At 43.3% G+C, this 24751-nt stretch carries 24 protein-coding genes; 15 read left to right on the forward strand and 9 right to left on the reverse strand.

Annotated elements, in window-relative coordinates; genetic code table 11:
• Positions 1–46 precede the first annotated feature (46 nt).
• Positions 47–538, forward strand: a complete 492-nt coding sequence (locus ACHUET_RS07205; RefSeq protein ID WP_394211768.1) for a hypothetical protein — start codon at positions 47–49, stop codon at positions 536–538.
• Between the two features lie 266 nt (positions 539–804).
• Complete coding sequence (locus tag ACHUET_RS07210; RefSeq protein WP_394211770.1) at positions 805–1602, forward strand: hypothetical protein; 798 nt, start codon at positions 805–807, stop codon at positions 1600–1602.
• Between the two features lie 114 nt (positions 1603–1716).
• On the opposite strand, the gene hemJ is transcribed toward ACHUET_RS07210, so the two are convergent.
• The 6 genes from hemJ to serB all read right to left on the reverse strand — a co-directional run bounded on the left by hemJ (position 1717) and on the right by serB (position 7339).
• On the reverse strand, positions 1717–2151 hold the full coding sequence (gene hemJ / locus ACHUET_RS07215; protein WP_201602341.1) for a protoporphyrinogen oxidase HemJ: 435 nt from the start codon (positions 2149–2151) through the stop codon (positions 1717–1719).
• Between the two features lie 74 nt (positions 2152–2225).
• The gene (gene bioB / locus ACHUET_RS07220; protein WP_394211772.1) at positions 2226–3326 is read right to left on the reverse strand and encodes a biotin synthase BioB; all 1101 of its coding nucleotides are present in this window, start codon (positions 3324–3326) and stop codon (positions 2226–2228) included.
• Between the two features lie 256 nt (positions 3327–3582).
• Positions 3583–4089, reverse strand: coding sequence for an SCP2 sterol-binding domain-containing protein (locus tag ACHUET_RS07225; RefSeq protein WP_075106708.1), 507 nt, complete (start codon positions 4087–4089; stop codon positions 3583–3585).
• 188 nt (positions 4090–4277) lie between these two features.
• Entirely contained in the window at positions 4278–4670 is a 393-nt protein-coding gene (gene aciT, locus ACHUET_RS07230; RefSeq protein WP_394211774.1) for an AciT family ciprofloxacin tolerance protein, read from the reverse strand.
• Between the two features lie 282 nt (positions 4671–4952).
• Positions 4953–5960 carry a DUF368 domain-containing protein gene (locus ACHUET_RS07235; RefSeq protein WP_394211775.1) on the reverse strand — a complete coding sequence of 336 codons (1008 nt, stop codon included), beginning with the start codon at positions 5958–5960 and terminating at the stop codon, positions 4953–4955.
• A 188-nt stretch (positions 5961–6148) separates the two neighbouring features.
• Positions 6149–7339: a phosphoserine phosphatase SerB gene (gene serB, locus ACHUET_RS07240; protein ID WP_394211777.1), complete on the reverse strand. Its 1191-nt coding sequence runs from the start codon at positions 7337–7339 to the stop codon at positions 6149–6151.
• Positions 7340–7817: 478 nt separating this feature from the next.
• Here serB and ACHUET_RS07245 point away from each other — a divergent pair, with 478 nt between their 5' ends.
• From ACHUET_RS07245 to ACHUET_RS07270, 6 genes are all read left to right on the forward strand, one after another.
• On the forward strand, positions 7818–9278 hold the full coding sequence (locus ACHUET_RS07245; protein WP_394211779.1) for a hypothetical protein: 1461 nt from the start codon (positions 7818–7820) through the stop codon (positions 9276–9278).
• Between the two features lie 200 nt (positions 9279–9478).
• Positions 9479–9715: a PA3496 family putative envelope integrity protein gene (locus ACHUET_RS07250; protein ID WP_057761656.1), complete on the forward strand. Its 237-nt coding sequence runs from the start codon at positions 9479–9481 to the stop codon at positions 9713–9715.
• A 257-nt stretch (positions 9716–9972) separates the two neighbouring features.
• On the forward strand, positions 9973–10530 hold the full coding sequence (locus ACHUET_RS07255) for a UPF0149 family protein (protein ID WP_371532917.1): 558 nt from the start codon (positions 9973–9975) through the stop codon (positions 10528–10530).
• 108 nt (positions 10531–10638) lie between these two features.
• Positions 10639–11076 carry a YbjQ family protein gene (locus ACHUET_RS07260; RefSeq protein ID WP_394211782.1) on the forward strand — a complete coding sequence of 146 codons (438 nt, stop codon included), beginning with the start codon at positions 10639–10641 and terminating at the stop codon, positions 11074–11076.
• Between the two features lie 93 nt (positions 11077–11169).
• On the forward strand, positions 11170–11703 hold the full coding sequence (locus ACHUET_RS07265; protein ID WP_394211784.1) for a YbjQ family protein: 534 nt from the start codon (positions 11170–11172) through the stop codon (positions 11701–11703).
• Positions 11704–12015: 312 nt separating this feature from the next.
• Positions 12016–12939 (forward strand): bile acid:sodium symporter family protein, encoded by a 924-nt coding sequence (locus ACHUET_RS07270; RefSeq protein WP_394211785.1) that lies wholly within the window; start codon positions 12016–12018, stop codon positions 12937–12939.
• Between the two features lie 166 nt (positions 12940–13105).
• On the opposite strand, the gene ACHUET_RS07275 is transcribed toward ACHUET_RS07270, so the two are convergent.
• A complete protein-coding gene (locus tag ACHUET_RS07275) occupies positions 13106–14290 on the reverse strand; it encodes a formate/nitrite transporter family protein (RefSeq protein WP_394211787.1) in 1185 nt (394 codons plus the stop codon).
• 291 nt (positions 14291–14581) lie between these two features.
• On the opposite strand from ACHUET_RS07275, the gene ACHUET_RS07280 reads away from it, so the two are divergent.
• The 4 genes from ACHUET_RS07280 to ACHUET_RS07295 all read left to right on the forward strand — a co-directional run bounded on the left by ACHUET_RS07280 (position 14582) and on the right by ACHUET_RS07295 (position 19483).
• Positions 14582–17515: a valine--tRNA ligase gene (locus ACHUET_RS07280; protein ID WP_394211789.1), complete on the forward strand. Its 2934-nt coding sequence runs from the start codon at positions 14582–14584 to the stop codon at positions 17513–17515.
• Between the two features lie 159 nt (positions 17516–17674).
• The gene (locus ACHUET_RS07285; protein ID WP_394211790.1) at positions 17675–17800 is read left to right on the forward strand and encodes a hypothetical protein; all 126 of its coding nucleotides are present in this window, start codon (positions 17675–17677) and stop codon (positions 17798–17800) included.
• A gap of 84 nt (positions 17801–17884) precedes the next feature.
• Complete coding sequence (locus ACHUET_RS07290) at positions 17885–18319, forward strand: hypothetical protein (RefSeq protein WP_394211791.1); 435 nt, start codon at positions 17885–17887, stop codon at positions 18317–18319.
• Positions 18320–18499: 180 nt separating this feature from the next.
• Positions 18500–19483, forward strand: coding sequence for a hypothetical protein (locus ACHUET_RS07295; RefSeq protein WP_394211793.1), 984 nt, complete (start codon positions 18500–18502; stop codon positions 19481–19483).
• 241 nt (positions 19484–19724) lie between these two features.
• Here ACHUET_RS07295 and ACHUET_RS07300 read toward each other — a convergent pair whose 3' ends face one another.
• A complete protein-coding gene (locus ACHUET_RS07300; protein ID WP_394211795.1) occupies positions 19725–20621 on the reverse strand; it encodes an ABC transporter substrate-binding protein in 897 nt (298 codons plus the stop codon).
• A 569-nt stretch (positions 20622–21190) separates the two neighbouring features.
• Between ACHUET_RS07300 and ACHUET_RS07305 the strand changes: the two genes are divergently transcribed.
• The 3 genes from ACHUET_RS07305 to ACHUET_RS07315 all read left to right on the forward strand — a co-directional run bounded on the left by ACHUET_RS07305 (position 21191) and on the right by ACHUET_RS07315 (position 23253).
• Complete coding sequence (locus ACHUET_RS07305) at positions 21191–22138, forward strand: DUF2971 domain-containing protein (protein ID WP_394211797.1); 948 nt, start codon at positions 21191–21193, stop codon at positions 22136–22138.
• A gap of 239 nt (positions 22139–22377) precedes the next feature.
• Positions 22378–22800, forward strand: a complete 423-nt coding sequence (locus ACHUET_RS07310; protein ID WP_394211799.1) for a YbaN family protein — start codon at positions 22378–22380, stop codon at positions 22798–22800.
• Between the two features lie 243 nt (positions 22801–23043).
• Positions 23044–23253, forward strand: a complete 210-nt coding sequence (locus tag ACHUET_RS07315; RefSeq protein ID WP_045453470.1) for a cold-shock protein — start codon at positions 23044–23046, stop codon at positions 23251–23253.
• Positions 23254–23433: 180 nt separating this feature from the next.
• Here the strand turns inward: ACHUET_RS07315 and ACHUET_RS07320 are convergent, their stop codons facing one another.
• Entirely contained in the window at positions 23434–24558 is a 1125-nt protein-coding gene (locus ACHUET_RS07320; protein WP_394211800.1) for a YeiH family protein, read from the reverse strand.
• Between the last annotated feature and the right edge of the window lie 193 nt (positions 24559–24751).

Genomic DNA, 24751 nt, shown 5'->3' on the forward strand with positions numbered 1-24751 from the left:
TTTTTCATAAAAAACACTTTTCACATTTCGCAATAGGTAACAATGCATGCTCAAGCTGACTGATGATGGCGCTAAAATCACCTTACAGGGTCAGCCGAATAATGCTGACAACGGTATGTTTTGGTTTGGATCTGCATTACTGATAGGGGCGGTGGCAGTTGCTATGGCAATGAGTTTGTTGTCTGAGCGATTGGCTATTGGTGCGCTGGCACTGCTTATCGTCGGTAGTTTTATTTTTAACAAAAAACGTCAGCAGCATAAAAAAGCCATGAGTGGCATGATTAGCAGTGGTACATTGTGGGTGCGAGCTGATGAGCTGGTACATGATAATCTAGGCAAACGTGAACATATTCATTTGACTGACGACGATAAAGTTGTGCTCATCGGTGATGGGCTACAGATTGTCGATAGCAGTGAGGCACGCAAATATTATATTACTGGTTTTGAGAGTACCCAAGAGGCGAAAGTGACTAAAGCCATATTAGAAGGGCAAGCACTGACAAAACGCCACGTAAATATCAAAATGAGTAGTGACTAGTATTTTTACGCCCCAGTCGCTTGATTCATCAGAAAGTCACTCCAGTCTCTATCCTATCTAACACCACCGCGCTTTATCTTATTTGATCCTTCTTAACGCTCTTCTTTATTATGACCATTCGTCATGATTTTTATACCGTCTATCGCCTATCTGAAGTGAATAGTTCTTGCAGATGCTTGTCTAAATGGTTTATAAGTAAGATTACAAAATTCAGTCTTCACTATTATCCATACTGTCATTGATACTTTTTTGATCAGGAGTTAGTCATGTCGCGTTTGCCTATGTCGTCAGTCGCAGCGTCGTGCAGTTTATTATTATTCACTTGTAGCATCATCGGACAAGCCCATGCAGATAGTATGAGCGCACTCATCGCTCAAAAGTCCGTACAGTCTGACTCTAGTGCGCGCTATACGTCTGCTTACCCAGCAGTTCCCTCCGTCAAAGTCAGTACACACTCTACCATTCAACGTGCTAACTCATCTCGAAGCTATGCAGAAGTTTCGCCAACGTATAACAATTACTCTAATATAAGTAATGATGGCAATCAGTCAACGATGAACAGCACCTATCGTTACCCTGAAGTGCAGCGTCAGTCACCCACCGTGTTGCCAGCATTTTTATCAGGGAGTTACGACAATGTCGATAGCGAGTATTTACCGCTGCTGAGTAGTGCGGAGACGCAAAGCAGTATGGCTGCCCGCGAAGTGGTCAGCATGGCACGTAAAATGGCACTGAACGAGCGGACGATTATCAAAGGCGGCTGCTGGGATTATTTGAATGCGGTGTTTAATCGAGCGGGAGTTTCGCGCAATACCATACACAAAGGCACGTATGCGCAAGGCCCTTATGCTAATAGTAGTGAAATTGAGGCAGGTGACTGGCTTTACTATATCAATCATGGCTACAATGGCATTGAGCACAGTGGACTGTTTGTCGGTTGGGTCGATGAGCGTGCTAAGCAAGCATTGATATTAAGCTATGCTGGTGAAAACCGCCGTGAGCCGGCGCGTTATCGTGTTTATGATTTGAGCAATGTCTATCAAATCATGCGCCCTAGTGTTTGATTTATAATATTTGGTAGAAAGTCCAAAAAACGAATGAAAAAGCGTCCGTTACTTATAGAAGTGGCGGACGCTTTTTATTTGTAGATCATCAGTCATTAGCATTTCGACTGTATTTTAGAATGGTTTAACGACCACTAAAATGACGATAATCACTAAGGCAAAAACAGGCACTTCATTAAACCAGCGCCAAAACTTATGGGATTTATAGTGAGGGTTATCAATCAGCTTTTTGCGATAAAAGCCGCAAGCGCCATGATAGCCTGATAGCAGTACGACCAATAGGAGTTTTACATGTAGCCAGCCTTGGGTTTTGTAAACATCCCAGCCCAGTCCCAACATCCATAGACCAAATATCCATGTCGCAATCATCGATGGCGTCATAATACCGCGATACAGCTTGCGCTCCATAATAGTAAAGCGCTCTTGGCTGATGCTATCGTCACTCATCGCATGATAGACAAACAGGCGCGGCAAATAAAATATCGCCGCAAACCAGCAGACCATCGAGATGATGTGTGCAGCTTTAATCCAGTTAAAATAATCTGCCATTACTTAATCTCTTATTATCAGCCGTGTAATATCAGGCTATTTTCATACATTTTTGTTAGCTGCACACAGACAAACTAATCGGCCAATACCACCTGCGATTGATGACCACTCATCGCATCCATCACAGGCAATACTTTTGGCGCTCTTGGTGCGGCAAACTGCTTTGTCAGACCAAGCTCACGCATGAGTCTGTCATCGCCTGATTGACTGGCATTCCCCGTCGTCAATAACTTATCGCCATAGAAGAAAGAGTTAGCACCCGCCATAAATGCCAAGGCTTGCTCTGAATCTGATAAGCTTTCACGGCCAGCAGACAAACGTACATAACTAGTCGGGCAGCAAATACGCGCCACAGCAATGGTGCGAATCCACTCTAGCACTGATAATTGGCCTTCTGCCAATACTTTATCGCCGATTGGTGTGCCTTTAATTGGGACTAGCAGGTTAACAGGAATCGACTCAGGGGCTTTAGGCATTTTTAGGAGCTCATGCACCCAATCAATACGGTCATCACGGCTCTCACCCATACCGACGATGTTACCACTACAAACATTGATACCAGAGTTGCGTACGTTTTCGATGGTATCTAAGCGCTCGTCATAGCTACGCGTGCTGACGACTTGCTCGTAATAGCTGCGTGAGGTGTCTAGGTTATGATTGTAATAATCCAGTCCTGCATCCGCGAGTTGCGTCGCTTGATTGGTATCGAGCATACCTAACGTCATGCAAGTCTCAAGTCCTAGCGCTTTTACTTCTTTGATGAGCTCGACCACATAAGGCATGTCTTTAGCGCTTGGGTGTTTCCATGCAGCACCCATACAGAAGCGAGATGAACCGGTTGCCTTGGCACGTTTGGCCGCAGCGATGACTTTATCCACTTCTATACGTTTTTCTGCCTGCAGTTTCGTCGTATCGCGATGATGACCTGATTGTGAGCAATAGCCACAATCCTCAGGACAGTTACCGGTCTTAATAGACAGTAGCGTACTGATTTGTATTTCGTTGGCGACAAAGTGCTCTCTATGAATGGTCTGGGCTTTTAACAACAAGTCCATCAAGGGCAAATCAAACAACTGAGCGATATCGTCACGACTGTATGTGTGAGTATCAGGCTGGTTGAGTAGGTCAGTTGTGCTATCGGCGTTTGGTTCAGAGATGCTAAGCAATCCTGCCATAAGGTAAATCCTTTTATAAAATTAAATGGTATCAGGTAATATCAATGTATGTGTCTATTGTCATTTATAAGGTAATAAAAAAGGTTGCCGTATAGTATACCGCAACCTTTTTAGAAAATCAGAACACTGCTAGAGAGTATGTATAAATGTCACAATAGCGCATATAAATAGTAACTATCTATTTGATCCTATTTCAACCATTTTACCAGTGAATATCATGCAATTCATTACTCGTTTATAAGAAAGGGTCAGCTATTTACTTGCCCAATTTATGCTTGGCAAAACCTACCCAATGCTCAGCAAATTTCTGTGCTTTATACGCATAAGGCTTGGCTTTTTGGAGGTATGGTTTACACTCTTCTGGTACGGCTGGCACGATATGCTTAGCAAGTTTGTTAAACCACATCATTAGGCTGTAGTCACCCTCGATGCTTAATTTGCCTTCTTGCACGGCAGTCATAAATGCAGGTAGGCTGCCTTTGGTCAATAGCTTGACGCCTGTCATAGAATCTTTGAAAGTAATGGTCAAATCTGCTTCTTTTGCATGACCACTTTGTTGACTAAACTGTCCGTTATCAAAGCGAAAAGAACGCGCGATATCAGATTCGGTGCTGGCAAACTCAATCGTGACATTACGATCAGCAAAGAGTGCTTTGACGTCTTCGTTATCGCTATCAGCGAGCATCGACAGACGATAGCCAACCACGGCCAACAACGCGTCTAATGGGTCAGATTTGATATCTAATACAGGAATAGTGAACATAGTGGAACTCCTAAAGGTAGGGCATAAGAATAAAGCGTACTTTATACCAGTTTTTATAATAAATATATAACTAGATTATAAACTACTGAGTGATTTCAACTCTTTAGGATTTAAGTAGAAAGCGTTAAGTATCTTGTAACATTACATGTCACTGTCATGGGTAGGGTATTCATATCAGTATGGCAGTATCAATGAAAGCGCGGCTTATAATCATCATCGTAAACAGGCGTATGTTCGACATAGCGAGCCGCTTCCAACTCGCGCTGCCGACTAACTGCATCACTCACATCCTCGTAGCGTAATGCTCGGTATAGTACCCAGCCTGCCAAAGGTAACCAGCTGATTCCCATCGCGATGACATAACGGTGCCATTCTGAAAGCGCAGATAGCATCGGACGACCTACCAAGATATTCTGTATCATCTCAACAGCCAACCAGTAGACCATACCACCAAACAGATATAGCAACAGCCAGCGCTGCGATGATAGAGCGAGCGCCACGATCATACCTGCTAGCAAGCTATAGCCTAGCCATGCCGAGCTGCTCCACGTCTCTACGCCAATAAAAGAAAAAATAGTCATTGCCATCATTCATCTCGCTATTCATAAGGTGAACTCCAATGAAACTATTATGAAAGGTTGCTGAGCAAAGCTAAAGAGGCGCTAGGCGACTTTGCGACAACCGTTGACGTTTGATTTTTTAGATTAAAGTTGCTTTTTTTTGGGTAGCTTTTACGATTTTTAATCGTTAGCTGGTAGGCTAAGCGCCGCAAAAAAGGGCGCTTATATTGGGGAGGGTAGGAGCCGTTATAATGGTTTAAACAAAAGCTTTTAATCAGATGTTTATACAGGGGTGACCAACAGTTAAGCCTTATTGGTCCGTCTGCCCCACCAAGATAGTAACGATACCAAAATAGCACCGAGTAGCATAAGACCAACTGTGGTCAGCCAGTGCGGACCAGTAGGATACTGCCATGGCATAACGTTATTGACCGCTTCGCTGTTAAGAGCACCTAATACATCTACTTTCCACGGCCATACCTTGACCAAAGAGCCGGCAATAAAACCGGTCAGTAGTGCCAAGGTTGCTTGATAGTAGCGGGCTAATAACCATTTTAGAGCACGGGTAAATAATAACAATCCAGTTGCCATACCCGCCATCACAGTAAAGAGTACCGTAAAGTTAAGAGTATGTACGGCTTCCAATACGGTATCGTAGGCACCTAGTAACAACAATATAAAAGATCCTGAGACCCCAGGCAATATCATGGCGCAAATCGCAATCGCGCCTGCAAAAAATAAATACGGTAAGCTAGGTGTCGCTGCGAGTAATGGCAGACTACTAATGACCACAGCAGCAATAAGTCCCGCAGCAAATAGCGCCACACGTCCTATATTCCAGCGCTTAATTTCACTTAATAAGATAAATACCGTTGCGACGACCAATCCAAAAAAGAATGACCAAATGAGCAGTGGCTGATTGTCCAGCAAGTACTTGATGATACCAGCTAAGGTAGCAAAACTCGTCGCAATACCAAGTATCAAACACAATAAAAATGTCGCATCAACCTGTCGCCAAACCGCAATCAGTCCTTTGATTCCGCCGTCTTGTCGAAATATCTGCCAAAGGTTGGGGCCAATGCTACCGAGTGCATTAATCAGGCGCTCATAAATCCCTGCAATCAATGCAATAGTGCCACCAGAGACACCAGGGACGATATCAGCAGCGCCCATCGCCATGCCTTTGACATAAACTCCTAGCAGCTCTTTTGGGTTATCCGTATGCGCAGGGACAGAGACAGGGTTCGTGCTTGCGTCTAATGGCTGCGCTGCTGACGGCTGGTTTGGCCGTGGAGATTGTGGTGCCGTCATGAACAGTCCTTTAATATATGAGAATAAGTGTTATCTAAAACTAAATGTCTGGCGTTATTTCAACTAAATGTGAATGTACTTGAAGATCAAAGCAACATCATCCTATGAAACATGCGCTAACGCATAAAAGCTAGATTAATGAGACAGACATTAACCCAGCTTAGCGGATAATCTAGAATACTTAACGATTACTTAGTAGGAGCGAGGGCTGGGTAGCCAAGCGCATAAAGCGTCCCTTCAAGTCCTGTCACATTGACCGCCGCATCGGCACGTGCTTGCACGATAGGCTTAGCGTGATAAGCCACTCCTAAATCAGCAAGCGCCATCATCGGCAAGTCATTGGCACCATCACCGACACAGACCACTTGAGACATCTCGATACCTAAGCGCTCAGCAGTGTGCTCGACGATAGCGGCTTTTTTGGCACCATTTATGATGGGCAACTGTATATGACCGGTCACTTCGCCTTCTTCGATGTCTAAGGCATTGGCATGGACTTCGTCAATCCCCAATTGCTCAGCGATATAACGGGCAAAGTAAGTGAAACCACCTGACACAAGCACAGTATGATAGCCCAATGCTTTTAACGCACTGATGGTGGTACGGGCACCGACTGATAACGTCAAGCGGTTGCAAATATCATCAAGCACATCGGTAGAGATACCCTTTAATAAAGCCACGCGCTGAGCAAATGATTCATCAAAGTCAATTTCACCGCGCATCGCCGCTTCAGTAATGGCCTCGACTTGCTCACCAATACCAGCCGTTTTTGCCAGTTCTACAATGACCTCTTGTTCAATCAACGTCGAATCCATGTCAAAACAGGCAAGCTTGTGAGTACGTAGCATATGACCGACCGACAAGATATGACAATCGACGATATCTAGGTTGCCTGTACTATCCGCGCTGCGCGTGCGGTTATATGCTTCAGACAAGTCGTGGCGTAGACGAGTGGTCAGCTGGTCGTCAATAATGTGCGCGGCGGCCGTCTTCTTGCCAGGGTGCATCAGCGTGTCCGTCACAGGTACCAACAGATAGCGGTACACTTGAACATTGGTAAAGGGGAGACGCTGTGCATCTGCTGCTGTCGGCTCTGTATCAGAAACCGTAATATCGACAAAGCTTGCATCTGTATCTTCAGCGACTGTCACCAAATGCCAGCTTGGCTGCTCATCGACCCAAGACTGAACATATTGGTGAATATCCATGGCGGATACTTGGGTTGGTAGCACGACGATGAGTGCAAAGACAGGCAGCGACTGTAGCGCATCAAAATCTTGTAGATTGGTATCATCGGGTAATAATGCTGCAATAGAGTCAACGGCTTGTTGCCATGCTTTGCTGTCTTTTGGTAACGAATAAGATGTATTTTTTGGCATGGCTCAATTGTCCCTTGTATGCTCATATAAGATTGGGAATAATAACAGTTTTACTGAGCAGCGCCTATAGATGACATGCAAAGTATCATGGGTGTCAAAAAATGCTTATCAGCGCCTAAAATCTGCTGAAATGCAACAAAGTTATTATGATAAATTTATAAACCGACTAACGCTATAAGACTTATTATGGTGATATAGTAGATGACCTAAACTGACCACTTGGTAATGATGCTGTGGCAAAAATAGCAGCGATAATCATGAGGCAGGGCGCGATAGTATCATCGTTCAAATTTAGCTCAATAAATGAGTGTCATTCTACGTAGTAGCATTTTATATGATGACTGATTTCAATGAAATACTATCGATTTTCCGTGAATATCGATCAATATTCGCGCATTACAATTGTTTAAAAATTAGCCAAAAAATGAGCAACAGACTCGTTTTTTAATTTCTTTTCTCCAAAAAAGTTTAACATATCATGACGTATTTAGCGCCGCGGCAAGGGTTGTTTGCCATTATTCTTCTGGTTAGTTTTTGTTTGCAGACGCTGTTATTGGTCATCAGTACCGACCAACAGCTGAGCAAGAGTCGTGCGTTAAAAGGCGAGCAGATGGTCGCCCAGCTGATTGATGAAGCAAGGTTATCTTTAGAAAACAAAGACCGTGTCAGTCTCAGTGTGATTGCCAATCGCTATACCAGCGAGCAAGACGTGACACGGATACTGATTAAAGATAACAACGACGATATTTTGGTGCCTGTAGGCAACGCGCCGATGCAGCAAGGCGATACGATTCGCCAAATCGCAACCAACGGCGATGCGGTGATTGGTAGTGTTGCCCTGACGTTAAAAGACGTTAGTAAAGGTGAAATTATCGCGATGCAGTGGCCGTTTGTGATTGGCACTATGTTGCTGCATTTATTGCTTTGGCTAATCTATGGTTATCTTGCTCGTCCTACCAAGGAGCAAATCAGTGCGCTGAGCCGTAATATTCAGGACTTGTATCGTGAGCAGTACAATCAGGGCGATCAGCGCGGCTATAGCCGTGACCTTGAGCGCGGCACAGGCGGCACAGTTAACGACCCGGCTGATGGTCAACTAGCTGGTGGTGCTTCTGAAAGCGTTACAGAGAATAAAGTAACGAACGCGCGCACATTCAATGTACACAACGAAGTCAACGAATATCTTAGAAATCAGCAAAATCAAGAAACTGGTGACGAAACTGGCAGTCTAACGGCTACGTCTGAAGGCGATACTGAAGACAAGGCTGTTAGTACTGCGAAGCGTCATAGTTCGCAATCTGGTGGTCAGACGTCTAAATTGTCTGCCACACGCGCAGTCGATAGCGTGAGAGTGCAAATCGTCTTTCATGATGAATTCAATATGCTTGAGCGCCTTGCACCGGCGCAGCGCCTGCCTTATCTAGCCCTATGTACGCAACTGCTCAACCAAGCCGTGACTGAACTACTCAAACAGCCATTACTACTGGGCGTTAGTGCGACCAATGAAGCACACTTTGAGGACGATGGTGCAAGCGTGGTGTTAAAAGCAGATAATAGCCATGCAAAAGTGGCGCTGGCAGGGGTGATGCTTGCCAAGCTGTACTTGATGCTTAATAAAATTATTCATGATAAGCATATCGAGCTATCACGCTTTGCACTACCAGCAAAAGCAGGCGTGAGCGATGATGCACAGTCAGAGCCAATGACCCATCTACTACAGAGCATCGGTAAAAAAGAGCAACTGTTGATATTACTGCCAACTGCTGGTCTCAAACAAATCAGTAACCATGTACAAGTACACAGCATCATGCGTCCAACCACTGTCTACGAGCGCGAGTGTGCGATATTCGATGGTGGTAATGACTCGCTCATCCAGCGTTTAGCTGATGTCCGCAATGCCGTTCTTATGATTGAAGACGAAGATGAATCGCTTATTTAATAGTGCTGTTTTTAATGATACTATTTTGGATAATTTATACTACAATTGTCTGCTAGATAATTCATATCTTCGTCTTGGCACTTTGGGCTAAATGTGACATATTAAGAAAAAGGATTGACAACTTTCAACAGAGACTTTATAAGGCATATATATATTGATGTATTTTTAATACCCATGCCTAAAAATGATAGGAGTTTGTCATGAGTGACGCTGATATTGACGACGATTTTGATGATGATTTTGTCGACGATGACGATGCAAAGATGGTTGAAGAAGCTGAGACAAGTGTACGTACGCGTTTAAGTAGTCTTGAGAAGCGTCGGCTAATCGATAATTTGCTAGAAGAAAAGCGTTTGGCTAAAGAGTTAAAAGACGATCTAGATGATATAGACAATTTCGATGAAGACGGTGACGATTGGGATGATGATGATTTTTAATTGATAGGCTTCAGTCATCTCAGCTGACTAAAGTGCTTTAATGATTTGATAATCATCTACTCAGTTATACCGATTGCTCGCTGTTTGTTATTTTTTACAATGGCTCGCAATCTGCTCTATTCAATAATACTTACTTTATAAAGGCTGCTTGGTTACGGTTATTCAAGCAGCCTTTGTTTTAAAACAACATAATATCTTGCCATTAACCAATCGATCACTGCGATTGACGATAGCTATCTTTCAAGGACTACCAAGCCATGAGTAACCAACTAAGTTTTGATGAATTACTAGATTATTTGGATAACCAAGAGAGCCAGTTCGTGCTCGATAGTGTCGCGGCGCATGGTTTTTTGACAGCGACGGTCATCGGTCGCCCACTCCCTAACTGGATGGATGCGCTTTTTGAAGGTCATGTGAGTGAAATTCCAGAAAACGTCATCGATGGTATCAAGCGCTGGCGTGACTCGATCATGGCTGAGCTAAAAAACGAGACACCGATTGAATTGCCATTTGGTGAAGATGCTGGTGACGAAGAAGTGGCAGTTGATTTCTCAGATGAGTCAGATATCGTGGCTTGGTCAATTGGCTTTGTTGATGCCATGTATGGCGATGAAGCAAGTGATTGGTTTGAAGATGAAGAGACAGCAGAAGACGTGGCTGTATTGACCTTGCCAATGATTGTGCTGAGCGGCATTGATGATGAAGATCCAGAGCTAGAAGCAATGCGTAAAGACGAAGACAAAATGGTACAAATGGCCAATAGCATCGAAGGCAATTTGACCGAGCTGTTTTTATTGTTTCATACCAATGACTAGTCATTCTAAAAGACAATACTGCTAGTAGTACTGTCTTTTATTTATACTGCATCACGCAGCTCTGGTCATTCTTTTAGATACTTTATAAGTCACCGATAAGGTCTTACTATGGCTGTGCAACTCTCCAATCTTGAACACTTACCTAATTATCAAATTACCGAGCGCCTTGATGTTGTGTATGGCAGTACGGTGCGCTCAAAGCATGTGGGCAAAGACTTGTTTGCTGGGCTAAAAAACATCGTTGGCGGCGAACTAACCGCTTATACCGAGCTGTTAGAAGAGTCACGCCAAGAAGCGATCGATCGCATGATTGTTAAGGCAGAAGCGCTTGGTGCCGATGCTGTCGTCGGCTTGCGTTTCTCTACCTCTAGTATCGCACAAGGGGCCTCTGAGCTGTTCGTGTATGGGACAGCGGTCAAAGCGGTACCAGTATCGCAGCAGCTCCAGAACCCACCAAGCGATAATCACTATCCGTCTGGTCAAACACCGAATCCTCAAGCCCAAACTGCGTCAGATGATCTACCGCGTTTTAATCCTTTTGGTTGATCTTAGCGCTTTAAAAACTGTGGCACTAAAAACGATAATGCTAAAAACCACAATGCTACAAACCGTAATACTTTTTATGATGAGAAACGTGCCATGAATGACTCACTCACGCAAGTGCTTATCAATTATGGGCCGTTTATCTTTTTATTCGCCGCTGGTTGGTTTTTTGGCTCACGTCATGAGCGTCAGCATTTGGCACAGCTCAAAGTAGCAGAGCAGGCGCTAGGGGATATTACGGTTTCAAGCGAGCGTTTCTACCGTCCTGAGCTGGCTGTCGGTAGTGAAGGCGCGCTAGTTCTTGGCAGCGTCGTTATTGCTCAAGATTACTTTAAGATGATTATTGCTCGCGTGCTTAGTCTGTTTGGCAAAAACCTAACCACCTATGAGACTCTGCTTGATCGCGCGCGCCGTGAGGCAATCGTCCGTATGCGTACACAAGCGAAAGCCAAAGGCTACACTCATATTTATGGTGTACGTCTAGAAGTCACTAACATCAACCAATTGGGCAGTATGGTAGAAGCCATTGCTTATGGCACGGCAGTCATCAGTACTGATCATACACCTATCGCTTCTGCTACACTCACATCGCCCGCACGTGTATCTTCTGCACTTCCTAGCATCTCTTAGTACCTTGTAGCACTACTATTTAGATTCTCCTCTGTGGTTGTCGCAGCACAAAACCCAACGCTGACTGACCAGTAGTCAGAAAAATCAAATACATACACTTTTACAACGATATACTGACTTTCAATGTTTCGACATTTTTTGGGTATATGTCAGTAGTGATGATTCCAGAAAATGTTGTGTACAAAGTGTCGTATAAAAACGCTGACAATGTCGGTGGCTTTTACCCAAGATATCAGCAGGATTGGCTGATTGAGCATCACAACGTTGTCATAAACCTGCCCGTGTAAGGGTTCTATCTACAAGGATGTAGTTATGGAAGGTGTGGAGTTAGTCACGTTTGTAAATTCAAAAGTCATTCCCATTAGTATTTTTTTGATCATGATGGGAATGGGGTTGTCCTTAGTTACCAATGACTTTAAAAGAGTCGTCAAATATCCCAAAGCAGTCGCGATCGGACTGACCAATCAGCTACTATTCTTGCCACTGGTCGGTTTTGCCTTGGCAACTTTCATGTCACTCGAGCCTGAGTATGCCGTCGGGGTCATGCTACTAGTACTGTGTCCTGGTGGCACCACATCAAATCTATTTACCTATCTAGCCAAAGGCGATGTCGCACTCTCAGTCACGATGACTGCGATTGCCAGTGTTATCACCGTATTTACCATTCCTATCGTACTGAGTTTTTCGCTCGTGTATTTCATGGGTGCCGGTAGTGAGTTTCAGTTGCCAGTCGCCAAGACCATGATCAGCTTGATTGCTCTGACGATACTGCCAGTTAGTATTGGTATGCTCATCAAACGCTATGCGGCGAGCTTCGCAGATAAAGCACAGGTTATGGTGTCTCGTTTTGGTGTGATATTTTTGAGCTTCTTGGTTATTTTCTTAGGATATGTGCAAAGAGATATTTTGGTCGAGGCCTTAGTTGCCACTGGTCCTGTGTCGCTCATATTGAACGTATCGACGATGGCGCTTGGTTATTACACCAGTAAATGGTTCGGTCTAAATCCTGCGCAGAGAAGATCAATCACCATGGAAGTGGGTCTACAAAACAGTACGCTATCGATGTTTATGGCATTGACGCTGCTCGCTAACTATAAGATGTCGTTAACCCCAGCTATTTATACATTAATCATGTTCTTAACCGCAGGTATCATGGTCAGAGTATTTACCGCGCAACATAATAAAGCTAATAGAGTAGAAAGAGAAAATAGCGTGTTGGCCGCACGGAGAATGTAATTTAATCAAAAGATTAGCCGCAGTGCATTGCTAAATAAGGAATGCATTACTCAATAAAATAAGCCCACAATATACTTTCTATGATGAGAGTTATTGTGGGCTTTTATGTTTATCACAGTTTCTTAGAGTGGGTGAGTCGATTCAATACGGATAACTTTGCTCAACACTAAAATCTGCGCCTGTCTACTTCTGCTCTTGCCTCGGCTGCCTGTTCTTTGACTCTTTCAATTTCAAACAAGAACGTGCGGTTTTTGAGCACCGCGACAAATACCACGCCGCCGACCGTATTACCCACCAAGACTACGACTAAAAATATCAAATAGTGCCATAGAGTAACAGTATTGCCATACAGCAATGCTGAAAACACTTCGATATTGCCAACGATACTGTGGTGTAAGCCTAAAAACCCGATACTACCAGTGATAATGGAAACCAAAACAATACGGCTAAGGGTATCGCGTGCAGATGTGACTAGCCATGCCGCCACGCCCATCATCCAACCCGCTAGTACCGCACTACCAAAGATAACCCACCACTCAAACCCTAAAATATGCTCAGCGTAAGCATCGATAGCATGGTCGGTAAATAGATGCATATGCAACCCTAAGCCAACCATCAAGGCGGCAAACAAACAGCCGCCGACGATATTACCAGCGATAACGATGCCCCATAGACGTAGCAGCTTATGCAGTGGTTCAATCTTGTTTAGCACAGGCAGGCTCAAGAGGGAGGTCTGCTCAGTGAATAATAACGACTGACCGATAACGACGATAATAAAGCCGATCGGATACAGCAGGGACGATAGCACCATCGCATAGCGACTTGGCACCACGTCATTGAGTAAGGCAAATGCAGATAAAATCACAAAAAAACTGATGCCAATCTCTAATCCAGCCGTAAAGGCGCTAGTAAACAGCGAGCCAAGCGAGCGCTCAAAGGTTTCTTTGGCATGGATAACTTGCTCGACCAAGATACTGGCGTAGCTTTTTGCTTGGCTTAGATTGTCATCACCGGCGACTTTTTTGATGGTTTCCTTGTCTTCTTCGCTGATTTCTTCTGGCAGGTCATCATTATCCAGCTCTTCGGTGGCTTTTATATGGTCGTCTGGATGATGGCTGTCTACATGAGGGTTGGCGTGACTGTCTGCTGGAGAGTGGCTGTGGTGTAGCGTATGGCTGTGCTCTATGTTGTCTTTTTCATGGTTACCATTCAGCGTATCGTTCGTATCATCATTTTGCTGGACACGATTTGTGGTGCTTGCGGGCAAGCGCTCGCTGTCTGACAGGTTATCCTGAGCGTTGTCGCTATGTTTTTGGCTATTTTGTTGGTTGTGTTTGGTATCTTGGGGCAAGGTCGGCTCACTATTGATTAGATAACGTTTTTAGTATTTTTAATATAAAGATATCAGCATTATTTTAGCGCATGACAGGGACGGGTTCTGTTGAGCATTTAACCGATTGGGGTTATTAATTGTTCGTTAACGGCATGAAAAATGACCTTCAGGCTTTATAAATTGTCTTACCATCTAACAAAATCTGCCTATCTGCGTTAAAATCACTCTATTCATTATTTTCCTAATTTTTATATTCTCTTTAATTCAATTAACTTTGATCACATTCAATCAATAAAAGATAATGCCATTATGAGTAACCACAACCTAACCGCCTCTATTCAAGCGGCACTGAATCAATTAGAAAACGCCTATAACCCTGCACAAGTCGAGGCAGGCATGTATCAAGGCTGGGAAGAAAGCGGCTATTTTCAGCCAACTTTTGATAAAGACGAGTCGTTTTCTATCGCGCTGCCACCGCCAAATGTCACGGGCTCGCTACACATGGGTCACGGTTTTAACAATGCAATCATGGATGCGCTGACCCGTTATCACCGTATGGATGGCGACAATACGCTTTGGCAGCCAGGTACGGATCATGCCGGTATCGCAACTCAAATGGTCGTTGAGCGTCGATTAGAGGCACAAGGGATCAAACGCCGTGATATGACACGTGAAGATTTCATCGATAAAGTATGGGAATGGAAAGAAGAATCGGGCGGTAACATCACCAGCCAAATTCGCCGTTTGGGTAGCTCGGTTGACTGGTCGCGTGAGCGCTTTACCATGGATGATGGTCTATCCAATGCGGTAAAAGAAGTGTTCGTACGCCTGTTTGACGATGGTCTTATTTATCGCGGTAAGCGCTTGGTAAACTGGGACCCTAAGTTCCAAACGGCGCTGTCTGATTTAGAAGTAGAAAACCATGATGAAAAAGGTAGCCTGTGGCATTTCCGCTATCATTTCACGGATACAGAGCTGACCACGCAAGATGGTAAAAACTATCTAGTCGTCGCCACCACGCGTCCTGAGACTTTGCTTGGTGATACCGCTGTCGCAGTCAATCCGAGCGATGAGCGTTATGCACACTTGGTCGGCAAAACCATTACCTTGCCAATTACGGGTCGTGTCGTGCCTATCGTCGCTGATGATTATGTCGAAAAAGACTTCGGTACAGGTTGTGTGAAAATCACCCCAGCTCATGATTTTAACGATTATGAATTGGGTCGTCGTCATAGCTTGCCATTGATTAATATCCTTGATGAGCGCGCCAATATTTTGCCAGCGATGGAAGTTTATCCTGACTTACAAACGCGTGAGCCAGAATTAGAGACCACGCCGAGCGACTATGCAGGACTTGAGCGTTTTGCTGCGCGTAAATTCCTTGTTGAGCAAGCAGGCGAGCAGGGCTGGCTAGAAGATATCGAAGACTATGCGCTAAAAGCCCCACGTGCTGAGCGTGGCGGTACGATCGTTGAGCCGTGGTTGACCGATCAGTGGTATGTTGCGGTCAAAGAGCTTGCCAAGCCTGCGATTGACGCGGTAGAAGACGGCAGCATTGAGTTCGTCCCTGCCCAGTACAAAAATATGTATATGGCGTGGATGACCGACCTGCAAGACTGGTGCATCAGCCGTCAGCTCTGGTGGGGACATCGTATCCCTGCATGGTATGACGATGCGACGGGTGAAATCTATGTCGCACGTGACGAAAGCGAGGTGCGCACTAAATACAACCTAGGCGACGACGTAAAACTGCGCCAAGATAATGACGTGCTCGATACGTGGTTCAGCTCGGGTCTATGGACGTTCAGTACGCTTGACTGGGCAGACGTCAACGCCGATCCACGCGTGATGGATACCTTTCACCCAACTAGCGTGCTCGTGACTGGTTTTGACATTATCTTCTTTTGGGTGGCGCGCATGATCATGATGACCATGCATTTCGTGAAAAACGAAGACGGCACGCCGCAAGTACCGTTTAAGACCGTCTATGTGCATGGTCTGGTACGTGATGGCAATGGTCAAAAAATGTCAAAATCAAAAGGTAATGTCTTAGATCCGATTGATCTAATCGACGGTATTGAGCTAGAAGCGCTAGTAGAAAAGCGCACCAGCAATATGATGAACCCAAAAGACGCGGCCAAGATTGAGAAGCAAACGCGTAAAGAGTTTCCAGAAGGTATCCCAGCTTATGGTACGGATGCACTGCGCTTTACCTTTACCTCATTGGCCAGTACCGGTCGCGATATCAACTTTGATCTAAAGCGTGTTGAGGGCTATCGTAACTTCTGTAATAAAATCTGGAACGCCAGCCGTTTTGTCCTGATGAACTGTGTCGATGGTGATAGCAATGCCAAGCCTATCGACCAAGCGGCAAACCCTGACGTATGGGAATTACCAGAGAAGTGGATCATGAGTCGTCTGAACTCTAGTATCAAAGACATTCATCAGCATTTCGCTCAGTATCGTCTCGATATGGTCAGTCAAGATATCTACGAGTTTATCTGGAACGAGTACTGTGACTGGTACGTTGAGCTTGCCAAAGCCAGCCTAAATGATGACTCGGTATCTGACGAGCGTAAAGCGCAAATCCGCTATGTGCTACTGCACGTGCTAGAGACGGCGCTACGCTTCACCCATCCAATCATGCCGTATCTGACTGAGCAGATCTGGCAGACCATCGCGCCGCTACTGGGCCGCAAAAACACCGACAGCATCGTGGTTGCTGACTATCCACAGACCGATGATAGCCAAATCAGTGAGCAGACCGAAGCCGATATGGCGTGGCTACAAGAGCTAATCGCGAGCGTCCGTAACATCCGTGGTGAGATGAAACTGGGCAATGCGGTACGTCTGCCAGTGCTACTACAAAACGTCTCTGCCGATGAAGATGCGCGTCTCTCACGTATCAAAAACCAGTTCAAAGCGCTTGCCAAAGTTGAGAGCTTAGAGATCGTCAAAGAAGGCGATGAAGTGCCACTATCGTCATCAAGTATGGTCGGTCAGCTACGTGTACTCGTACCGATGAAAGGGCTAATCGATCCAACGGCTGAGCTGGCACGTTTGGGCAAAGCGCATGAAAAATTGCAAAAGCAAGCCGATGGTATCGCGCGTAAGCTAGGCAATGAAGGCTTTGTCAGTAAAGCACCTGCGGAAGTAGTCGATGCTGAGAAAGCGAAGCTTGCTGAGCTAGAAGGGCAGTTGACCGCGATGACGGCGCAGATGGAGCAGTTGAAAGCGTTGTAAATAAAACGTAAATATCTGTAGTAATAAAATACGCTGTCACAATTGTGATGGCGTTTTTTATTGCCTACTGGTTAGTTCTCTAACTAACTCTTATTACTAATAAGTACTGAATATTTGTGTGCTATTATTTATAATCTATTGAGATTAGCTCGAATATATATGCATAAGCTGCAAAAAGGTATCATCAGTAAGGCACTTGCAGAGGTGGTCAATGCTGAGAAAACAAAACAGTCTGAGCTAGAAGGGCAGTTGACACCGATGACGGAGCGGTCAAAAGCGTTGTAAGATATCAATCGAATGACCTAACTAAAGAGATATGATTAAGTAATTCTTTAGTTTGAAGTAGACTTTTGAGTTTGAGGAAAAAATATGAGTGATAATAGATTGGATGAAGAAGAAGTTGTTTTTGAGCATGATGTAGCAATGATTATTATTAATAAGTCATTTGAAGAACGGACTGCTTATGACGCAGCGCGTTATGCTTGGAGAGTCAATCCTGAAGTAATAGGTCAGGCTGACTATATATTAGCAGTAGCATATGGTGAAATTGTAGGCGTTTTTATTGCAGATCAATGGAAATTGGCAACACTGGAAAATTTTCCAGAGTACCCTAATGTTGCTGTAGAAGGAAGATTTGGCTTTGTTGGAAGAGATGCTCCCAAAGAGGTCGTACAACGTTATCTGTTTAAACGTATTCCTAGTGAGTACCGTAGAAAAGGTATGGCTGCTCCTATTAGATACAACTATGAGTATAATCATAAAGATAAAAGTAAAACACGCAAAGGCTTTTTAGATAGTATTTAAGTAATATTAGAGTCTTTAACCTATCGCTAGCTTTCTACGCCATTATGTATACGATGGCGTTTTTATTGTTCATTATTTACTCACTTCATACTTCATTTCTAGGCTATAACTGAATATTTGTGTGCTAATATCTTTATATTGAATAGTGCAGTACGAGTTTTCTAACCATGGATTAAGTTTATGAAGTTCAAACCAAGAAATTTAAAAGCTATAGCCGAGTTAATAATTGGTGATGAAGGTCATTTTCCTTATCGTTCTAGTAGCTACATAACAGAATTTTTTGAAGAGTGTGACTTGGATTTTGTACATGATGGTTCTACTCGTAAATATTGGGTAGCTGACAGATTAGAAAATCTTCTAAATGAACCATCCGATACAACTGACACTTTACCAAATCGGTTTTTAAATGTTCTACAAATATTAATGCACAAGTCTGATGCACATGTAGATGATCCAGATCGTTTGAAAGCGCTTGATGAGTTGAATAAACCTCTTTCCAGAGAAGGTTTTGAAGCATTTTATGGAGAGGATGATTTACTCTACGTTCGTCATAATACTACGAGAAAAATATCTACCTACTCTTCTACGCCTCATCGACCTTTCACTCCTAAAGAGCAGGAAAAATATTTGCAGCTTACTGAGTACTTGAGTAATTGTTCTGAAGATCAGCTAATAGAAGAAATTTTACTACCTTTATTTCGACAATTAGGCTATCAGCGTATCACCGCAGCAGGTCATAAAGATAAATCCCTTGAGTATGGCAAAGATATTTGGATGCGTTATGTTTTGCCTACGCAACATGTATTGTATTTCGGTATACAGGTCAAAAAAGGAAAGCTTGATTCAGCAGGAGTTACGAAGAAATCAAACTCAAATGTAGCTGAAATTTATAATCAATTGTTAATGATGCTCGGTCATGAGATTTTTGACCCTGAAACTAGTAAAAGGGTTTTAGTCGACCATGCCTTTATTATAGCTGGTGGGGAAATTACTAAACAAGCTAGAAATTGGCTAGGTAATAAATTGGATGCATCAAAAAGAAGCCAGATTCTTTTCATGGACAGAGACGATATACTAAATCTTTACGTAGTAAGCAGCCTTAATGTACCAATTAAAGATAACGGTACAGAAGCTATAATAATCTCAGATGAACTACCGTTCTGATATTAGTTTATAACCTCCCGTCTTAGGAACACCATAAACCATCTCACCATTGGACAACGCTCGCCTCTAAGTGTCATTACTATCGATGACACTGCACCAATCACGCTCAGGTTCACTCGTCAAAGCACAATAGAGATGGGTATCAGCTTCTTATATTAATTTAATTCAAAACCTAAAAAACCGCCACAGCAAATACGATGGCGGTTTTTTATTATTCAAAATATTGTAACTTATAAAATGCTTACAGTGCCCACAGCGACTGATACTGCTCATCAGTCAACGTCACGATATCGATCTCGGCCAGCATCTCGCGTAGCTCTTGCCATTTATTTGCATCAGGCTTGATCGGTGTGATCAATCTGCCCAGCGTATTATCGATAATGGCATCCATCAGCGTATCCGCCTCGGTTTTACTATAGTGGTAATACATATGGTGGGCAATTTCTGAATCATTTTTACACAGTTCCGTCATCTGATTGGTCACTTGGATAAAGGTATCTATCGCGTCCTTTTTCGCACTATAGATCTCATCAGTCGTTAGAATCTCTAACGCCGAAAAGTTTGGATAAGGTGACAGATGCTGATCGATAAACGTAAAGTCTAGCCCTTCATGAGTCGCTTCAACGCCCTCGAAGTTATAAAAGCATAGCCACGCACCATCGAGACTTGGGTCTTCTTGCAGGTTTTTTATATGATAAAAGTCTTTTTGCACAAAGGTCACATTATCACGGCTGATACTAAAGCCATTCTTCTTGGCATAGCGAGCCAATATCTCAAAGCCAATACGATTGGTCTTTTCTTCAGCGGCAGGGGTGCAGATGCGAATCGGTTGATTGTTTCTTAGTTTATCCATACTGGACTGCTGCATCAATATGCCACCATCAGTTTCAAAAAAGCAGCCAAGCGCACGAAGATTGGGCGCGTAATGCTCAAACAGATGAATCGGCTCATTGACGTGTAGATCGATGCTTTGATTCTGCAATTCAGCAAAGCCATCATAGTGGTCATCAGGCTCGATGATGGTGATATCAAGCCCTGCTTGCTCGTATGCGCCTGTGATCACACCCGCGATAAAAGGCAGGTGATCAGGGTTTAAAAACCATTCGAGGGTCAGAGTAAGTTTGGTGGTCGGCTGCATGGTTGTTTCCTTTTTAATGATAGAAAACAATCAGACTGATGCTGTTTAAACAAAACAAAAAAGGTAAAACAAGGAAGGCAAAGTCTCAAAGTTAGATATGCTATTACGAGCACACATCACTAAGAGATGCATTAAAACGTGTCATTCTTGTTTCCTACGTCAGTGCTAACTGCTTCAGGTTCACGGGTATGTCTCAGCGGTGATATGGACTGTGTTTACAGCGTCAAATTAAAGCACCCCGACAAGATAGATTGGAATTACATTGTTCTTAAGCAGTATAACTATTGAATCAGTACTGCTAACGGCTATTGCCGATAGTTACTACCAAATAGCTACTGCCTCATCATAGACGACCTATGAGCGGTAATGCAAGGTGTTGGATTGAGTCATGAGTTGGTATGCTTTGTGCAGTTGTTATATGTTATACCTTTGATAAATGAGCGAAAATTTTGGCAAAAAAAGGTATGATTAGTAAACTGAAGTCGAATATAACAATAAGATTTGTCTGTCTTTGTTATTACAGATAGAAATGCTCTGTCATCTATACGTGAGACCTAATGAGTTAAGTTATGAGTAAAGTCTATCACTATACGAGTACTGCTGGATTTTTGGGTATAGTCGACGACTCAAGTATATGGGCGACCAATATTTTCTTTTTGAATGATTATCAAGAAATGAAAAAAGGTATTGATTACGTCAGAAACAATCTAAAAGACGAAAAGTTATTTCCCTCTATGTCGCAAGACTATCAAAAAATCATCGAAAAACTACAGGATATATTTGACGATCACTATGAGCTAAGTCCTAATAGTGAAATATCGCTCACTAACTATCTCTTAGAGATGCTGGTAGTGCTTAGCCAGCAGTTTTATGTCGCATCTTTCACTCATAACAAAGACTATCTGAGGCAATGGACCTCTTATTGCGAGCACAATGACGGCATCTGCATAGAGTTTGATGAGCACCTACTATCAGATAGCTTTAAATACAATAAATTTAATAGGCACTCCCAAGCGCATCATCGATTTGACAGTATTATTTATAGTTACTCCAATAGCATAAAAAAGTATTTTGATAAGCATAAACTAAGAGAAGTTTTTTTAAGTAGAAAACAGGCATTGGTCAATAATGTGAGAAGTATCAGAGAGCATAGCGCTGTCAGAAAAACCAGTGCAGAATATAGATATAGCGCGACGGCCGATTTGTTATTTTCATCGATACTCGAAGCGCTGACTGAGTTTGCACTTATAAAGAATCCTGAGTTCTCTGATGAAAAAGAAAAAAGACTGATACTGACGGTCATCAATAAGCATGATAAATCGATTAAATTTCGGTCGAAATCAGGCGTGATTATTCCGTATATACCCGTTCATATAGATTTAAAAAGCATTACTAAAGTCATTATCTCGCCGACAGATGATGCCATACTCAGAAGAAAGGGAATAGAGATATTGAGGGGGCGCTATAAACTGGATTTTGAAATATGTGAATCGGACTGCCAAATCAGAAAGATATGAGGGGTCAATGCCTTATTGATAAGGTTTTATAAATGAGACATCGGAACGCTAAAATAAGCTTATGCTAGCACTTACCTGATCACTAATCAAATATACTGATCGATAGCAAAAAGCCTATATAAATAGTCTTGTGCAATCTTTAATGGTATTGCATGCTTGGTTACTTATACAAGCAGCCAAGCATACGCATTCAATGGCTACTGAAACCATTTACTATACCGTCCAATGACATCATTTATATGACCCATAATAAAAAAACGTTTTATCATAGGCCTAAGACCAACCAATCCAGAAGTCCGATGATACGCTGGACCTTTGTGACGCTTGGCTGGGTATTTTTTATTTTAGGTATTATTGGGATACTACTGCCTGTTATGCCGACTGCGCCTTTTATACTACTAGCAGCAGGCTGCTGGGCGCGCAGCTCTAAGCGGTTTCATTTTTGGCTTATCAATCACAAATACTTTGGAAAATTCGTCCGCGATTGGGAAAACAATCATGCCGTGCCGCTGTATGCCAAGGTTTTGGCAACCATAATGATGGCCGCGTCAACTATTATGTTGTTTTATCGTTTGTCTGCCGATATGATGTGGGTGGCATGGCTGGTAGCCACTGTCTGTAGTGGGGTAGCGATATATTTGTTCCGCTTGCCAAATGCCTAAAATGGTTGCAATTTGAGCCAAATCCACTCAATAAACCGCGCTGGTTACACGAAACATGAGATAAGGCTTGCGATACTAGGATGTACCCCTTATAATACGCCCAAGCTTAAGAGCAGTTCTGCACCAAATCATTACCTCGTAGTATTAGTTATAATCCTTCGTTTTAATATTTATCGTTCAGTAGCTATTTGCAAGCGTTACCGGTCACTAGACCATTAATAAATTTAAAAGTAGGATTATACTATGTCAGACGTTCAAAAAGGTACAGTTAAGTGGTTCAACGAAGCTAAAGGCTTTGGTTTTATCGCTCCAGAAACTGGCGCAGACGTTTTTGCTCATTACAGCGAAATCACTGGTTCAGGTTTCAAAACTTTGGCTGAAGGCCAAGAAGTTGAGTTCACTGTAACTCAAGGCCAAAAAGGCCCACAAGCACATAACATCGTTGCTATCTAATTTGTCTTTATAGACAGATAGATGAAAAGATGTAAAAAAGCGAACCTTCGGGTTCGTTTTTTTTCGTCTGTCATTTGATGTTAAATGACAGATATAAAAATGCCTCTGACTATATGGATAGTTAGAGGCATTTTTGTATTGGGTACTGATGTAAGTAAATAAGCGTAATCAATCGGCTTATCATATAAAGCTAATACCGATATTAATCAGACCACCGCCCAGTATTAACCAGCCAAACATCACCGCTCCTAAAATCAAAGGTTTGACACCAGCTTGTTTAATCGCGCTTAGATGAGTAGTCAAACCGAGCGCAAACATCGCCATCGTCAGCAATATATCATCTAGCATAATCATGCTTTGCTCGATACTTTTAGACATCGGTATCCAAGTATGCAATAAGACAATACCGATAAAAATAAACGCAAACCATGGCACTTTGACTTGTTTGACGCGGGTCATAAATGATGCTGTCTCGTTTTTACTGCCCTCATCTTCTATAGCGGCATTATCTACGGTGCGATCTTTGGTTAACGCAAACGATAATACGAGTAAGAAAGGCGCGAGCATCATAACGCGTATCATTTTGGTCACGACCGCAGTATCACCAATCTCGTTATTGATTGCATTGCCTGCGACCACGACTTGCGCCACCTCATGTACGGTTGAGCCCGTGTACATGCCGTACTGCTCGGCACTGAGCCAAGGCTGTAACCAACCAAGCTGATATAAAAAAGGGTAAAGCAGCATCGCGATAGTACCAAATACCACGACCGTTGCCACAGCGATGGTAACTTTGTGGGCTTGCGCGTTGACCACTGGCTCTGCGGCGATGACGGCAGCAGCACCGCAAATACTTGCGCCCGAGCCAATCAAAATCACCGTTTCTTTATCGACTTTTAACCATCTAGTACCTAGCCAATAGGTCAGTAGAAAGGTCGACGTCAATACGAGCGCATCGGTCATAATCGCTGGCATACCGACGCTCGCCACTTGCGTCATAGTCAGCTTAAATCCATAAAAGATAATGGCAAGCCGTAAGATCTGACCCTTGCCAAAGCAAACACCGCCGTTTAAACGCTCAGTGAACTTGGGATAAATGGTATTACCCAATATCATACCCAGCAAGATCGCGATCGTTAAAGAGGATAAGCCAACGATACGCCCGTTTGACCACACATCCAAACTCGTGTTTAACCATAAGCAAAACAAACCACCTATCAGCACCACAGTCAGACCAGCCAAGTGGCGTTGGCTTGGAATGTAGTTACTCACTGAGCGACTGACTGATTTGGCTAGTGTATGCATAAGGGGCATATCCTGTTACTGATATTAAAATAAGCATAAGCTTATGAATAGACAGTATATGCTCGCTGCATTTATAATAAAAACAGATTAATAAGATATAAACTATCGATTTTTTAGGTTAAAGTTTATGATAGAAGTCGATATATCGCGCATGAGCAGCAAAAAAAGACACGTATAGCAAATAAGACAGGCT

The sequence above is a fragment of the Psychrobacter piscatorii genome, assembly GCF_043641605.1.
Classification (GTDB): Bacteria; Pseudomonadota; Gammaproteobacteria; order Pseudomonadales; family Moraxellaceae; genus Psychrobacter; species Psychrobacter piscatorii_C.

Coding starts and splice junctions, on each gene's coding strand:
- ACHUET_RS07260 (WP_394211782.1), top strand. CDS start 10,639: ATGGCTGTGCAACTCTCCAATCTTGAACACTTACCTAATTATCAAATT.
- ACHUET_RS07270 (WP_394211785.1), top strand. CDS start 12,016: ATGGAAGGTGTGGAGTTAGTCACGTTTGTAAATTCAAAAGTCATTCCC.
- ACHUET_RS07305 (WP_394211797.1), top strand. CDS start 21,191: ATGAGTAAAGTCTATCACTATACGAGTACTGCTGGATTTTTGGGTATA.
- ACHUET_RS07300 (WP_394211795.1), bottom strand. CDS start 20,621: ATGCAGCCGACCACCAAACTTACTCTGACCCTCGAATGGTTTTTAAAC.
- ACHUET_RS07280 (WP_394211789.1), top strand. CDS start 14,582: ATGAGTAACCACAACCTAACCGCCTCTATTCAAGCGGCACTGAATCAA.
- ACHUET_RS07285 (WP_394211790.1), top strand. CDS start 17,675: ATGCATAAGCTGCAAAAAGGTATCATCAGTAAGGCACTTGCAGAGGTG.
- ACHUET_RS07205 (WP_394211768.1), top strand. CDS start 47: ATGCTCAAGCTGACTGATGATGGCGCTAAAATCACCTTACAGGGTCAG.
- serB (WP_394211777.1), bottom strand. CDS start 7,339: ATGCCAAAAAATACATCTTATTCGTTACCAAAAGACAGCAAAGCATGG.
- bioB (WP_394211772.1), bottom strand. CDS start 3,326: ATGGCAGGATTGCTTAGCATCTCTGAACCAAACGCCGATAGCACAACT.
- ACHUET_RS07290 (WP_394211791.1), top strand. CDS start 17,885: ATGAGTGATAATAGATTGGATGAAGAAGAAGTTGTTTTTGAGCATGAT.
- hemJ (WP_201602341.1), bottom strand. CDS start 2,151: ATGGCAGATTATTTTAACTGGATTAAAGCTGCACACATCATCTCGATG.
- ACHUET_RS07250 (WP_057761656.1), top strand. CDS start 9,479: ATGAGTGACGCTGATATTGACGACGATTTTGATGATGATTTTGTCGAC.
- ACHUET_RS07310 (WP_394211799.1), top strand. CDS start 22,378: ATGACCCATAATAAAAAAACGTTTTATCATAGGCCTAAGACCAACCAA.
- ACHUET_RS07225 (WP_075106708.1), bottom strand. CDS start 4,089: ATGTTCACTATTCCTGTATTAGATATCAAATCTGACCCATTAGACGCG.
- ACHUET_RS07245 (WP_394211779.1), top strand. CDS start 7,818: ATGACGTATTTAGCGCCGCGGCAAGGGTTGTTTGCCATTATTCTTCTG.
- ACHUET_RS07255 (WP_371532917.1), top strand. CDS start 9,973: ATGAGTAACCAACTAAGTTTTGATGAATTACTAGATTATTTGGATAAC.
- ACHUET_RS07320 (WP_394211800.1), bottom strand. CDS start 24,558: ATGCATACACTAGCCAAATCAGTCAGTCGCTCAGTGAGTAACTACATT.
- aciT (WP_394211774.1), bottom strand. CDS start 4,670: ATGACTATTTTTTCTTTTATTGGCGTAGAGACGTGGAGCAGCTCGGCA.
- ACHUET_RS07210 (WP_394211770.1), top strand. CDS start 805: ATGTCGCGTTTGCCTATGTCGTCAGTCGCAGCGTCGTGCAGTTTATTA.
- ACHUET_RS07295 (WP_394211793.1), top strand. CDS start 18,500: ATGAAGTTCAAACCAAGAAATTTAAAAGCTATAGCCGAGTTAATAATT.
- ACHUET_RS07315 (WP_045453470.1), top strand. CDS start 23,044: ATGTCAGACGTTCAAAAAGGTACAGTTAAGTGGTTCAACGAAGCTAAA.
- ACHUET_RS07265 (WP_394211784.1), top strand. CDS start 11,170: ATGAATGACTCACTCACGCAAGTGCTTATCAATTATGGGCCGTTTATC.
- ACHUET_RS07235 (WP_394211775.1), bottom strand. CDS start 5,960: ATGACGGCACCACAATCTCCACGGCCAAACCAGCCGTCAGCAGCGCAG.